Origin of the sequence: Amycolatopsis mongoliensis, from assembly GCF_030285665.1 — a bacterium.
GTDB classification, from domain to species: Bacteria; Actinomycetota; Actinomycetes; order Mycobacteriales; family Pseudonocardiaceae; genus Amycolatopsis; species Amycolatopsis mongoliensis.
Genome location: NZ_CP127295.1, coordinates 960,213 through 972,329 on the forward strand (window position 1 = coordinate 960,213; position 12,117 = coordinate 972,329).

The following is a 12,117-nucleotide window of genomic DNA, read 5'->3' on the forward strand; positions in this document are numbered from 1 at the left end:
CACCGTAGGCCACTGGCCCGAACCCATGACGACATTCGCCGCACACGACATGGAAGTTGACGGCATCCTCACCTTATGGATAACTTGAGAGCAGTCTCACTTTCTCTCGAGGAGGTTCCCTTGCCGAAAGTCATCGCCGTCCTGGGTGCGGGGCCCGGGCTCGGCCTGTCGATCGCCCGTCGCTTCGGCCGCGAAGGCTTCACGACGGCGCTGGTTTCGCGCACCGAAACCCGGCACGCGAGCTACCGGGAGTCCCTGGCCGGGATTCCCACGCACACCTACGCGGCGGACGTGACCGACCCTGATCGACTGGAAGCGGTTCTGGCGCGCATCACGGCCGAAGCCGGCGAGCTCGACACGGTGTACTTCGGCCCGGCGGACATCGCCGGACCCGGTCCCGTCCCCCTCACGACGGCCGGCGCGGACACCGTGCGCGCCGCGTTCGACGCGATCGTTTCCCCGGCGGTCCGGCTGGTCGAGACGGTGCTGCCGGGCATGCTGGAGCGCGGCTCGGGTTCGCTGCTGTTCGCCGGCGGCCTGAGCGGCAAGTACCCGATGCCGATGCTCGGCAGCCTGGCGCCGGCGTCGGCGGCGTTGCGCATGTTCGTCCTGACGCTGAACGCGGCCCTGCGCGAAACCGGTGTCTACGCGGGCACGCTGACGATCGGCGGTCTCATCGAGCGCGGCGACATCCACCGCGAGTTCACCGAGCAGGACCACGGCTTCGCGGTGGGCACCCTCGATCCCGACGACATCGCCGGCAAGGCGTGGTCGCTGTACGCCGAGCGCGGCGACGCGGAAGCGGAGTTCACCGCGATGGCCACGGTCTGACCTGGAGATCATGTTCACCCCGGGGGATCGGAACCTGCTCCGCGAAGCCCTGATCGAAGCCGCCCGGTCGGACGAGCGCGTCACCGGCGCCGCGCTCACCGGCTCGGCCGCGCTCGACGCCGAAGACGCGTGGTCGGACATCGACCTCGCCTTCGCCGTCGCCGGCGAGCCCGAGCCGGTGCTCGCGGACTTCACCGCGCGGATTTACCGCGAGCACGGAGCGGTGCACCACATGGACGTCGTGTTCGAGCGGACCGTGTTCCGCGTTTTCCTGCTGGCGAACACCTTGCAGGTCGACCTGGCGTTCTGGCCGGAAGCGGACTTCGGCGCGACGACGCCGAAGTTCCGGCTGCTGTTCGGCACGCCGCAGGACCGCCCGCAGTCGCCGCCACCGGACGCCCGGCGGCTGGTCGACCTGGCCTGGCTGCACGCCCTGCACGCGCGGTCGAGCATCGAACGCGGCCGCGGCTGGCAGGCCGAGTACATGATCGGCCGCGTCCGAGAGTACGCGCTGGCGCTCACCTGCCTGCGCCACGGCGTGCCCGCGGGCGAGGGCCGCGGCCTGGACCAACTGCCCGCCGACGTCACCAGGCCGTTCGAGGCAACGCTGGTCGGCGGGCTCGGGAACCTCGCCGGGCCGTTCCACGCCGTCACCGAGTTGCTGATCGGCGAGATCGAGGCCGTCGACGCGGACCTGGCGGCCCGGCTGGCCCCGCTCCTGCGCGAGATTTCCTAAGCCAGGTAAGCGAGTTCCGGGTGCGCGGCGGCGTAGGCGTCGAGCAGCCGCCGCGCCACGGAGACCGAGTCGACCAGCGGGTGCAGCGCGAACGCCCGTAGTGCCGCCTCGCGCGAACCCGTCGTCGCCGCTTCGATCGTTGCCCGCTCGACAGCCTTGACCGCCGTCACCAGGCCCAGCGCGTGGTCGGGCAACGGCCCGGTGGCCAGCGGCCGGGCGCCATTCGCGTCGACGACGCACGGGACCTCTACGACCGCGTCCGCGGGCACGCCGGGGAGCACGGATCCGTTGCGGACGTTGAGGATCAGCGTCGTGCGTTCGCCGTACGCGATGGCGCGCATCAACGCCAGCGCGACCTTCTCGTAGCCGCCGCCTTCGAGATCGTCACGCTCGCCTTCGCGCGTCTCGGCCATGTACGTCGCTTCGCGCTCCAAGCGCGTGCGTTCCCACGCGGCCAGTGAAGGTTCCGCGTAGAAGCCGCGTTGCTGCTCCAGCAGCTGGGCCCCGCGCGACTGCGGGCTCGTGGCCTCGCGCGCGAAGTAGTAATAGTGCAGGTACTCGTTGGGCAGGGCACCGAGGGCACGCAGCCAGTCCGCGCCGAAGAGTTTCCCCTCCTCGAACGACTCCAGCGCGCCGGTGTCGGCGAGCAGCTTCGGCAGGACGTCCTCGCCGCCGACGCGGACCGCGCGGAGCCAGCCGAGGTGGTTGAGGCCGGCGTAGTCGAACCACGCCGTCGCCGGGTCGATGCCGAGGGCCCGCGCGACGCGGCGGCACAGCCCCACCGGCGAGTCGCAGATGCCGAGCACCCGGCCGCCGAGGTGCGCGGCCATCGCCTCGGTGACCATCCCGGCGGGGTTGGTGAAGTTGATGACCCACGCTTCCGGGGCCAGCTCGGCGATCTTCCGCGCGAGGTCGACGGCGACCGGGACGGTCCGCAACCCGTAGGCGATCCCCCCGGCGCCGACGGTCTCCTGGCCCAGCACGCCTTCCGCGTGCGCGATCTGCTCATCGAGCCGACGGCCGCGCAGCCCGCCGACGCGGATGGCGGAGAACACGAAGTCCACATCGGACAGTGCGTCGGCCAGCCCGGTGGTGGTCCGCACCCGCGGCGCGTCCGGGACGCCCGCGGCCTGCTCGGCGAGAACTCGTTCCACCGCCGCGAGCCGCCCCGGCTCGACGTCGTGCAGGACCAGCTCGGTGACCCCGCCGTCCGCCAGCAGCGCACCGTGCACCAGCGGCACGCGGAAGCCGCCACCGCCCAGGATCGCCAGCCTCATCGCAGCACCTCGACGCCCGCCTCGCGCAGGGCCGAGCAGGTCGGCTCGTCGGCTCCGGGGCTCGTGACGACGACGTCGAGCGCGTCCGGCCCGCAGACCCGGGCCAGCCCGGTGCCGGGGAACTTGCCGGCGTCGGCGAGCAGCACCACCCGGTCGCCCGCGGCGACCATCGCGCGCTTGACCGGCACCTCGACGACCGTCGAGTCCATGACGTGGCCGTCGCCGCGGACGCCGCTGGTGCCGAGGAAGACGGTGTCGGCGTGCACCTGGCGCAGCGCGTCCTCGGTCAGGAATCCCACCATCGAGTGATAGCTGCGCCGGACCACGCCGCCGAGGAGGACGAGCTGCACGTCGTCGGCGTCCTTCAGCTCGGCGTAGACGGCGAGGCTGCTGGTGATCACGGTCAGCGCGCGGTCGCGCAGGTGCCGCGCCAGCCGGTGCGCGGTGGTGCCGATGTCGAGGAGCACGGTGTCGCCGTCGGCGACCAGTCCGGCCGCGCGCCGGGCGACGGCGTCCTTGTCGTCGGCCCGCTCGGCGGCCACGCGCGCGAACGGCTCGTCGTCGGCGGCCATCGCCCCGCCGTAGACGCGGGTCAGCCGGCCTTCGCGGTCGAGCTGCACCAGGTCGCGGCGCACGGTGGCCTGGCTGACGCCGAGCCGCTCGGCCAGCACGCCGACCGGCGCCGGGCCCTCCGCACGGAGAGCCCGCAGGATCAGCTCGTGGCGACGCTGGGGCAGCATGCGGGGACAATAGCAGTCAAACTCGCTCACCAGACGAACGAGTTTGCGCGTCTCTTGCGCATTCTGCGCACCTGAAGCACGCTCGTGCGCATCCTCGATTCCGGGAGGCGCCCGTGCCGGCCGAGTCCGCACCCGACATCGATGTCTTCCTGTCCGGTCTGCTGTTCTTCGACCTGGTGTTCACCGGGCTCGAACGACCGCCGGAGCCCGGCACGGAAGTGTGGACGGGCGGCATGGGCTCGGGGCCGGGCGGCATCGCGAACTTCGCGGTGGCGCTGAGCCGCCTCGGCCTGCGGACGTCGCTGGCGGCCGCGTTCGGCACCGACGTCTACGGGCGCTACTGCTGGGATGTGCTGTCTCGGCAGGAGCACATCGACCTGTCGCGCTCGCGGCGGTTCCCGGAGTGGCACTCCCCCGTCACCGTCTCGCTGGCCTACGCCGGCGACCGGGCGATGGTCACCCACGGCCACCCGCCGCCCGTCCCGGTCGCCGAGCTGGCCGGCTCCCCGCCGCCGAGCCGCGCGACCGTCGCGCACATCGGCCTCGACACGGCCGACTGGGTCCACACCGCGCACCAGGCGGGCAGTCTCGTCTTCGCCGACGTCGGCTGGGACCCGTCGGAAGCGTGGTCGGCGGCGCTGCTCGACCAGCTGGCGTGCTGCCACGCGTTCCTGCCCAACGACGTCGAAGCGATGCGCTACACCCGCACCGACACCCCGGAAGCGGCGCTGGCCAAGCTCGCCGACCTGGTCCCGGTCGCGGTCATCACCCGCGGCGCCGCGGGCGTGCTCGCCGTCGACGGCACCACGGGCGAGACGGCGGACATCCCGGCGCTGCCGGTGAACGTGCTCGACGCGACCGGCGCGGGCGACGTCTTCGGCGCCGGGTTCGTCGCGGCGACCCTGACGGGCTGGCCGCTGGCGGACCGGCTCCGGTTCGCGGGCCTCACGGCCGGCCTGTCGGTCCAGCACTTCGGCGGCGCGCTCGCCGCACCGGGCTGGCACGAAATCGCCGAGTGGCACGTGCGGAACCGGCGCCCGGACTACGAGTTCCTCGAGGACGTCCTGCCCGCCGAAACGATCGCCGAGACGTCCCGCCGCGGCCCGGTGACGCTCGGCTTCGGCGACGACGGCTGGCGCTAGTGCACCCGCGCGCCGGCCGCTACACGGCGTCGGGGCTGCGGACGTCGCTGCTGTCGGTGCCGGGCGTGGTCGGCGCCGAAGCGGTGGGGCTGCGGCCGATCGGCGAGGTGATGGGCTGCGTGGTCGAGCACGCCGACGACCTGGCCGCGAGCATGCGGCGCGGTTACGCGACGGCGCTGGACCGGCTGCGCGCGGAGGCGTCGGCGCTGGGCGCGGACGGCGTGCTGGCGATCGGCTGCACGGTGACCCGGGTGAGCGCGACGGTCCGCGAGTTCGTCGTCCTGGGCACGGCGGTGCGTGCTTCCCGCGGGAAGCGGCCGCCGCAGCCGTTCACGACCGGGCTGCCGGGTCCGGACGTGGCGAAGCTGATGCTGGCGGGCTGGGTCCCGGTGACGCTGGCGATCGGCATCGACGACGGGACGGCGTACGACCTCGCCATGACGGGCCGGCCGGGCGAGGAAGCCACGGTGCCGACGGAGCTGGTGACGCGGGTCCGGGCGGCGGCGCGAGCGGAGTTCCTGGCGTCGGTGCACCGGTCGGGCGCGGACGGCGGCCTGGTGACGTCGACGACGTTGCGGGCGTGGGCACTGGGCCACACGGGAGCCGCGGCGGTGGCGAGCGTGTTCGGCACGGCGGTGGCCCGGTTCGGTGCGGGTCCCGTGCCGACGGCGTCGCTCCCGGTCCTGCCGCTGGACGGGAACCCACCGGGGGTGGGGCGCTGACGGCCGCGCCCCGAGGCTTCGCACGCCATCGCGGCGACCCGCGCCAGTGCACGGCCGGCCACCGCCCTCCCGGCCCACCGCCGGCACCCTGCATCTCCCGCCCGCGCCACTGCGCCGCGTCCCTTTCCGCGGTCTCGCGCCACCTGCGACCGGACCTTCCGGACATACCCGTTGATCGCTCCGCGCGCGCCGTCCGCCCGCGCGGATCCGTGCCACGATGGAAGCGAGACCGGTCGAAGGAGGTCAGCCAGTGCCCGAGTGGGACGGTCGTGGCCTGCCGCCCGTCGCGCGGGCCCGCGTCGAGCGCTACGCCGCGTCCGGGCTGAAGACGTCCTTGCTCAGCGTGCCCGGCGCCGTCGGCGCCGAAGTGGCCGGCTTCACCCCCATCGGCGAGGTCATGGGCTGCGTCGTGCAGCAGGTCGGCTGGACCGGGCCGGGCTCGTGGGCCGCCGACCAGGTCAAGCTGCTCTCCGGGATGCTGCGCCAGGGCTACGCGACCGCGCTCGACCGGCTCGGGCAGGAGGCGACCGCGCTCGGCGCCGACGGTGTCCTCGGCATCACGGTCACGATCACCGCGCTCGACGACGTGATGCAGGAGTTCACCGCCCTCGGCACGGCGGTCCGCGCCGAAACCGGCCGGCGGCCGCGGCGGCTGTTCACCACCGACCTGCCGGGCCAGGACGTCGGCAAGCTGATGCAGGCCGGCTGGGTGCCGGCGCGGATGGCGGTCGGCGTCGCCGGCCGTGCCCTGTTCGACTACACCATGCAGTACCAGATCAACCCGCTGGCCGGGAACACCGAAGTCGACGCGCCGACGAAGGTCGTCACCGAAGTCCGTGCCGCGGCGCGGGCGGAGTTCGCCCGCGCGATCCGCGACTGCGGCGCCGACGGCGGCATCGTCTCGGGCATGACGCTGCGGATGTGGCCGGTGCAGCAGATCGCGGCGGCCGGCATCGCGACCGTCACCGGCACCGCGATCGCCCGGTTCCACGAAGGCCCCGCCGCGCCGACCAGCGCGCTCAAGATCCTGCCCTTGAACCGTTCCTGAGGAGGCTTCGTGACCACCGCGGATCCCGCCGCGCAGCACATCCCCGAGGATGCGATGCGCCGGCTCGCCGAGATGCGACCTGGCCAGAAGACCAGCCTGTTCACGTCCGACCTGAGCGTCAACGAGTTCCTCCTCGTGCGCGAAGCCGGGTTCCGGCCGCTCGGGCTCGTGCTCGGCTCGAGCATCTACCACGTCGGGTTCCAGATGGGACGGTGGAGCAAGAACCAGGAGATGGACCGGCTTTCGCAGGCGATGTACCACGCCCGCGAGCTCGCGATGTCCCGGATGGAGGCGGAGGCGGACGTCCTCGGCGCCGACGGCATCGTCGCGGTCCGCCTGGAGATCGAGTTCAAGGAGTTCGGCAGCGACCTCGCCGAGTTCATCGCCATCGGCACCGCGGTCAAGGCCGACGAACCCGGCGAATGGCGCAACAACACCGGGAAGCCGTTCACCTCGGACCTGTCCGGGCAGGACTTCTGGACGCTGGTGCAGGCCGGTTACGCGCCGCTGGGCATGGTGATGGGCACCTGCGTCTACCACATCGCGCACCAGCGGTTCCGGCAGATGATGGGCAACATCGGCCAGAACGTGGAGATCCCGCAGTACACGGAGGCGTTGTACGACGCGCGCGAGCTCGCGATGTCGCGGATGCAGACGGAAGCCGAGCAGCTGGAGGCGGAGGGCATCGTCGGGGTGCAGCTGCTGTCGCTGCCGCACCGGTGGGGCGGTCACACGACCGAGTTCTTCGCGATCGGCACGGCGGTGAAGCCGTTGCGCGCCGACCACCACATCGCCAAGCCGCAGCTCGTGCTGCCCCTGACCGACTGATGGGCGAGCTGGACTTCCACCTGCTGGTGGCGGCACTGCGCACGGACCGCGCCGATGTCGAGTCCTACCACCGGGTCCTGTCCGAAACGCTGGGCGACGCGTTGCCGGCGGGCATGGTCGAGGTGTCCCGGCGGCGCACGTTCGCCGACCGCGTCGCGGGCCGCGACGGCCAGGCGATCGCGGTGCGGGTGACCACCCCGGACCGGGTACTGGTGCTGAGCGCGGGCGAGCACGGCGGGGTCGCCGCGGAGATCCACCAGGTCGTTCGCGGGGTGGTGATCAGCCGCAAGCAGGCCGCCGTCGACGACTGGCTCACGGCGCTGGCCCGGGAGTTGACGACGCTGGCCGAGAAGGACGCGAGAGCGCGGGATGCGCTCTCGCGTCTCCTCGGCGGCTAGCCCACCGTCACCCGCAGGATCTTGTTGTGGCTGTTGTGCGGCGTGCTGTCCTTGTCGCCGTCCACACTGGTCGCCAGCCACATCCGGCCGTCCGGCGCCGGCTCGACCGTGCGGAGCCTGCCGTACGTCCCGTCGAAGAACGTCCGGAAGTTCGTCAGCGAGCTGCTGCTGATCACCGCGCGGTAGAGCCGCGTGCCGCGCTGGCAAGCCACGTGCAGCGCGTCGTGGATGATCGTGATCCCGCTGCACGAACCCTGTGCCACCGGATACGTCTTCTTCGGTGCGATGAACCCGGCGGTGCCGCACGAACCCGACGTCCCCTCGCACGACGGCCAGCCGCAGTTGCCGCCCTTCACGATCAGGTTCGTCTCGTCCATGATGCTGTTGCCGAACTCCTGCTCCCACAGCCGGCCCCGGCCATCGAACGCCAGGCCCTGGACGTTCCGGTGCCCGTAGCTCCACACCGCGTTGTGGAACGGGTTGTCCGCGGGGATCGAGCCGTCCGCGTTGATGCGCAGCACCTTTCCGTTGGGGCTGCCGGTGTTCGACGCGTTGTCGCCGTTCTGCGCGTCACCCGTGCCGGCGAACAGGTACCGGCCGTCCGGGCTGAACCGCAGCCGGCCGCCGTTGTGGAACTTGTTGCGCGCGATGCCCGTCAGCAGGATCTGCTCGGTGCTCGTGGTCAGCGACAACGACTTCAGCCCACCACCCGGCCCAGGAACCCGCGGACGCGGCCGGCGATGACGGCCAAGTGCGTTTCGAGCGCGAAGTGGCCCGAGTCGAGCAGGTGGATCTCGGCGTCGGGCAGGTCGCGGGCGTAGGCGCGGGCGCCGTCGGCGACGAAGATTTCGTCGTTGCCTCCCCAGACGGCCAGCAGCGGTACCCGGCTGGTCCGGAAGTACTCGTGGAACTTCGGGTACAGGTCGATGTTGTGGTGGTAGTCCGCGAGCAGCGCCATCTGGATTTCGGCGCCGCCGGGCCGGTCGAGCAGGGCCTGGTCGTGGACCCAGACGTCCGGGCTGACCAGCTCCGGGTCGGGCGCGCCGTCGAGGTACTGCGCCTGGGTGGCTTCGAGGCTGACCATGCCGCGCAGGTCCTCCTCGGTCAGCGTGCCGGCCGCTAGCTTCTGCGGCAGCCCGGCGCCCAAGCCGTCGACGTAGGCGTTGCCGTTCTGCGTGACGATCGCGGTGACCCGCTCCGGGTTCCCGGCCGCGATGCGCAGGCCGACCGGGGCACCGAAGTCCTGGATGTAGAGCGCGAAGCGGTCCAGGCCGATCTGGTCGAGCAGGCCGAGGGTGAGCTCGGCGAGGGCGTCGAAGGTGTAGGTGAACTCGTCGACCGACGGCGCGTCGGACGCGCCCGCACCCAGGTAGTCGGGCGCGACGACGTGGTAGCGGTCGGCCAGCGCCGGGATGAGGTGCCGGTACATGTGCGAGCTCGTCGGAAACCCGTGCAGCAGCACGATCGTGGGCGCGTCGGCGGGCCCGGCCTCCCGGTAGAACAGCCGGCGCCCGGCGACGGTGGCAAAGCGGTGGTACACGGCGACCATCGGTCTCTCCTCACGTCTCATGGATACTTGCTCATTTATCCATGAGAGAATGGAGGCTGTCAACGAGCCGGGAGAATGAAGGACGAGTTTCGGGAGGCGAACGTGGTCACTGCGGCACCCGGCGAGGAACGCTCGCCCGCACTGGCGCTGGTCAACACCCGCCGGCTCGGCGCGGGCGGCGAGATCGACGACCTGGCCGAGCCACCCGCCACCGCCGAGTGGCTGCGCCGGCACGAGCTCCCGGCCGCCTCGTTCGGCGCGGACGACCTGCGCCGCGTCACGGACCTCCGCGCGGCCGTCCGCGAACTGCTGGCCGCACTGGCGGAGAACCGCGCCCCGGACCCGGCCGCGGTGGAGACGGTGAACGCGGCCGCCCGCTCCGACGCTGCCGCACCCCAGCTCACGTGGCCGTCGGGGCCACGCCGCGAGTGGCGCAGCACCAGCCCGGGCAGCGTGGAGGAGGCCTTGGCAGCACTGGCCCGCGACGCGATCGACGTGGTCACCGGCGACCTCGCCCACCTGGTGCGCCCTTGCGAGGCCCACGGCTGCGTGCGGTTCTTCTTCCGCGAGCACGCCCGCCGCCGCTGGTGCTCGACAACCTGCGGCGACCGAGTGCGCGCGGCCCGGCACCAGCGGCTGGTGGTCGAGCAACGGGAATCGTCCCGGGGCGCGGGCTGAGGTCGGTTCGCCTGGCGCACCCGGCTTCGGCCGGGCCGGGTTCAGCCAGGCCGGGCAGGCCTGACCGAGCTGGGCCGCCCGAACCGGCCTGGCGCCGGACTGGTCCCTTACCAGCGCCTCGGTCGGCTCACTCCGTGGCGAACACCGCCGATCGGCTCACCTCGGCCCACTCCTCCACCTCGGCTCCACGCGCACGATCCGACCGCCGGACCGCCTCGACCGCGTCCGCGCCGAGCAGCAGGCGCAGTGGCGGCGCGTCCAACCGGACCACGTCGGCGAGGATGCGGGCTCCCCGGGCCGGGTCGCCCGCCTGCTTGCCGTCGGTCGCGTCGCGGAGGCGGTGCATCTCCCCCACCGAGGCGTCGTACTCCGGGCGGACCGGTGCGCGCTCCATCGAGACGCCCTGCCAGTCCGTGCGGAACGCGCCCGGCTCGACGATCGTGACCTTGACGCCGAACGGCTTCACCTCCGCGTTGAGCACCTCGGAAAACCCCTCCACCGCGAACTTCGCCGCCTGGTAGGCACCCAGGCCCGGCGACCCGCCGACCCGGCCGCCGACCGACGAGAACTGCAGGAAGTGGCCCGAGCCCTGCTCGCGGAACACCGGCAGCGCCGCGCGCGTGACGTTGACGACGCCGAAGAAGTTGGCCTCCACCTGCGCCCGGAAGTCGTCCTCCGCCATGTCCTCGATCGGTGCGCTGTTCGCGTAACCGGCGTTGTTGGCCACGACGTCGAGCCCGCCGAACTCGCGCACCGCGAAGGCCACGGCCTCCCGCGCGGCCGCGGGGTCGGTCACATCCAGCGCGAACACGCGGACCTGGTCACCGTGCTCGGCCACCAGATCCTTCAGCTGTTCCGGCCGGCGCGCGGTGGCGACCACCCGGTCGCCGTCCTCGAGCGCGACCCTGGCCAGCTCCCGCCCGAAGCCACGGGAGCTGCCGGTGATCAGCCAAGTCCTGCTCATGATGCCCTCTCCTCGCTCCTCCGCACCGGCTAACCAACCGGTTGGTTGCTTCCAGGAAACACCGGCGGGCCGAGTTTGTCAACCAACCAGTTAGTTGCTAAAGTGGCCGACATGAGAGATGCCGCGGAGACGAAGCGGCGACTGCTCGCCGCCGCCACGGAGGAGTTCGCGGAACGGGGCATCGCAGGCGCCCGCGTGGACCGGATCGCGGACACCGCCGGATGCAACAAGGCGATGCTCTACAAGTACTTCGGCAACAAGGACAGGCTGTTCGACACGGTGTTCGGCGAGTCGGTCGGCAACTTCGTCATCGACGTCCCGGTCGACGCCGACGACCTGCCGGGCTACGCCGGGAAACTCTTCGACCGGTACGAAGAGCGACCGGAGACGCTGCGGCTGGCGGTCTGGCACCGGCTGGAGCGGCCCGAAGGCAAGTGGGTCACCGAAATCGTGCTGGCCAACGAAATCCGGCTCGCCACCCTGCAGCGAGCACAAGACGAAGGGAGACTGTCCAAGCACTACACACCCTTGGAACTGCTGGTGCTGATCCAGTCGATTTCGACGGCGTGGGCGACGACCAATTCGGAGCTCGGCGTGCGCACCACCATCCCCAGCGCGCAACGGCGGCGGCTCGTGGTCGACGCGGTCCGGCGGCTGATCGCGGAACACTGACGAGCGGTACGCGAACACCCCGGGCACGGGTAGCGTGTGCTCCGCCGAGCCGGGCCGACGGAAGGACGCGCGATGGAGTGGACGCTCGAAGTGGTCGTGGTGCCGGTGTCCGATGTGGACCGCGCGAAGGCCTTCTACGCCGACCAGCTGGGGTTCACGCTCGACCACGACATCGCGGTCGGCGAGAACGGCCGGATCGTCCAGCTGACCCCGCCGGGCTCGGGTTGCTCGGTCGTGATCGGCAAGGAGGCCGTGGCGGACATGCCACCGGGCTCGCTCAAGGGGCTGCAGCTCGTGGTCAAGGACCTGCCGAAGGCGCACGCGATGCTGCTCGAGCGAGGCGTCGACGCGGGCGACATCGAGGTCTACGGCATGGGCGCCTGGGACGGGAAGGCCGACCTGGACAACGTCGGCTTCGTGCACTTCGCCGATCCGGACGGCAACGGCTGGACGGTGCAGCAGATCTCGTCGCGCCGGTGAGCCGCCGCGCGCGCCGAGCCGAGTACCGCCGGCCGGCGTGGCGGGCTGGGGC

The 12,117-nt window shown here is 72.1% G+C and carries 14 protein-coding genes and 1 pseudogene; 10 read left to right on the top strand and 5 right to left on the bottom strand.

Annotation, left to right across the window (positions count from 1 at the left end; translation table 11 throughout):
* Positions 1-120 precede the first annotated feature (120 nt).
* Both QRX60_RS04395 and QRX60_RS04400 read left to right on the top strand, forming a co-directional pair.
* Positions 121-831, top strand: coding sequence for an SDR family NAD(P)-dependent oxidoreductase (locus tag QRX60_RS04395; RefSeq protein ID WP_285999515.1), 711 nt, complete (start codon positions 121-123; stop codon positions 829-831).
* 10 nt (positions 832-841) lie between these two features.
* A complete protein-coding gene (locus QRX60_RS04400) occupies positions 842-1,567 on the top strand; it encodes a nucleotidyltransferase family protein (protein ID WP_285999516.1) in 726 nt (241 codons plus the stop codon).
* Here the strand turns inward: QRX60_RS04400 and QRX60_RS04405 are convergent.
* Entirely contained in the window at positions 1,564-2,844 is a 1,281-nt protein-coding gene (locus QRX60_RS04405) for a 6-phospho-beta-glucosidase (RefSeq protein ID WP_285999517.1), read from the bottom strand. The two genes, QRX60_RS04400 and QRX60_RS04405, sit on opposite strands and share 4 nt — an antisense overlap.
* On the bottom strand, positions 2,841-3,584 hold the full coding sequence (locus tag QRX60_RS04410; RefSeq protein WP_285999518.1) for a DeoR/GlpR family DNA-binding transcription regulator: 744 nt from the start codon (positions 3,582-3,584) through the stop codon (positions 2,841-2,843). Before QRX60_RS04410 ends, QRX60_RS04405 begins: the two co-directional genes overlap by 4 nt.
* 113 nt (positions 3,585-3,697) lie before the next feature.
* Here QRX60_RS04410 and QRX60_RS04415 point away from each other — a divergent pair, with 113 nt between their 5' ends.
* The 5 genes from QRX60_RS04415 (at position 3,698) to QRX60_RS04435 (ending at position 7,722) form a co-directional block, all read left to right on the top strand.
* Positions 3,698-4,726 carry a carbohydrate kinase family protein gene (locus tag QRX60_RS04415; protein ID WP_285999519.1) on the top strand — a complete coding sequence of 343 codons (1,029 nt, stop codon included), beginning with the start codon at positions 3,698-3,700 and terminating at the stop codon, positions 4,724-4,726.
* A complete protein-coding gene (locus QRX60_RS04420; protein ID WP_285999520.1) occupies positions 4,726-5,448 on the top strand; it encodes a heavy metal-binding domain-containing protein in 723 nt (240 codons plus the stop codon). The genes QRX60_RS04415 and QRX60_RS04420 overlap by 1 nt, the downstream gene beginning before the upstream one ends.
* Positions 5,449-5,698: 250 nt before the next feature.
* Positions 5,699-6,496: a heavy metal-binding domain-containing protein gene (locus QRX60_RS04425; protein ID WP_285999521.1), complete on the top strand. Its 798-nt coding sequence runs from the start codon at positions 5,699-5,701 to the stop codon at positions 6,494-6,496.
* A gap of 9 nt (positions 6,497-6,505) precedes the next feature.
* Complete coding sequence (locus QRX60_RS04430) at positions 6,506-7,324, top strand: heavy metal-binding domain-containing protein (protein ID WP_285999522.1); 819 nt, start codon at positions 6,506-6,508, stop codon at positions 7,322-7,324.
* Positions 7,324-7,722, top strand: coding sequence for a hypothetical protein (locus QRX60_RS04435; protein ID WP_285999523.1), 399 nt, complete (start codon positions 7,324-7,326; stop codon positions 7,720-7,722). Before QRX60_RS04430 ends, QRX60_RS04435 begins: the two co-directional genes overlap by 1 nt.
* Here QRX60_RS04435 and QRX60_RS04440 read toward each other — a convergent pair.
* Positions 7,719-8,411, bottom strand: a pseudogene (locus QRX60_RS04440) (PQQ-dependent sugar dehydrogenase); the annotation flags it as partial. The gene QRX60_RS04435 and the pseudogene QRX60_RS04440 sit on opposite strands and share 4 nt — an antisense overlap.
* A gap of 8 nt (positions 8,412-8,419) precedes the next feature.
* Positions 8,420-9,271 carry an alpha/beta fold hydrolase gene (locus tag QRX60_RS04445; RefSeq protein ID WP_285999524.1) on the bottom strand — a complete coding sequence of 284 codons (852 nt, stop codon included), beginning with the start codon at positions 9,269-9,271 and terminating at the stop codon, positions 8,420-8,422.
* A gap of 75 nt (positions 9,272-9,346) precedes the next feature.
* On the opposite strand from QRX60_RS04445, the gene QRX60_RS04450 reads away from it, so the two are divergent.
* The gene (locus QRX60_RS04450) at positions 9,347-9,949 is read left to right on the top strand and encodes a CGNR zinc finger domain-containing protein (RefSeq protein ID WP_285999525.1); all 603 of its coding nucleotides are present in this window, start codon (positions 9,347-9,349) and stop codon (positions 9,947-9,949) included.
* A gap of 127 nt (positions 9,950-10,076) precedes the next feature.
* Here the strand turns inward: QRX60_RS04450 and QRX60_RS04455 are convergent, their stop codons facing one another.
* Positions 10,077-10,913 carry an oxidoreductase gene (locus QRX60_RS04455; RefSeq protein ID WP_285999526.1) on the bottom strand — a complete coding sequence of 279 codons (837 nt, stop codon included), beginning with the start codon at positions 10,911-10,913 and terminating at the stop codon, positions 10,077-10,079.
* Between the two features lie 111 nt (positions 10,914-11,024).
* Here QRX60_RS04455 and QRX60_RS04460 point away from each other — a divergent pair, with 111 nt between their 5' ends.
* A complete protein-coding gene (locus QRX60_RS04460; RefSeq protein WP_285999527.1) occupies positions 11,025-11,585 on the top strand; it encodes a TetR/AcrR family transcriptional regulator in 561 nt (186 codons plus the stop codon).
* A 72-nt stretch (positions 11,586-11,657) separates the two neighbouring features.
* Positions 11,658-12,065: a VOC family protein gene (locus tag QRX60_RS04465; protein WP_285999528.1), complete on the top strand. Its 408-nt coding sequence runs from the start codon at positions 11,658-11,660 to the stop codon at positions 12,063-12,065.
* Positions 12,066-12,117 lie beyond the last annotated feature (52 nt).

Excerpts from the sequence above, each read along its gene's own strand:
- QRX60_RS04400 (WP_285999516.1), top strand. The coding sequence starts at position 842 with ATGTTCACCCCGGGGGATCGGAACCTGCTCCGCGAAGCCCTGATCGAA.
- QRX60_RS04405 (WP_285999517.1), bottom strand. The coding sequence starts at position 2,844 with ATGAGGCTGGCGATCCTGGGCGGTGGCGGCTTCCGCGTGCCGCTGGTG.
- QRX60_RS04410 (WP_285999518.1), bottom strand. The coding sequence starts at position 3,584 with ATGCTGCCCCAGCGTCGCCACGAGCTGATCCTGCGGGCTCTCCGTGCG.
- QRX60_RS04435 (WP_285999523.1), top strand. The coding sequence starts at position 7,324 with ATGGGCGAGCTGGACTTCCACCTGCTGGTGGCGGCACTGCGCACGGAC.
- QRX60_RS04445 (WP_285999524.1), bottom strand. The coding sequence starts at position 9,271 with ATGGTCGCCGTGTACCACCGCTTTGCCACCGTCGCCGGGCGCCGGCTG.
- QRX60_RS04450 (WP_285999525.1), top strand. The coding sequence starts at position 9,347 with ATGAAGGACGAGTTTCGGGAGGCGAACGTGGTCACTGCGGCACCCGGC.
- QRX60_RS04455 (WP_285999526.1), bottom strand. The coding sequence starts at position 10,913 with ATGAGCAGGACTTGGCTGATCACCGGCAGCTCCCGTGGCTTCGGGCGG.
- QRX60_RS04460 (WP_285999527.1), top strand. The coding sequence starts at position 11,025 with ATGAGAGATGCCGCGGAGACGAAGCGGCGACTGCTCGCCGCCGCCACG.
- QRX60_RS04465 (WP_285999528.1), top strand. The coding sequence starts at position 11,658 with ATGGAGTGGACGCTCGAAGTGGTCGTGGTGCCGGTGTCCGATGTGGAC.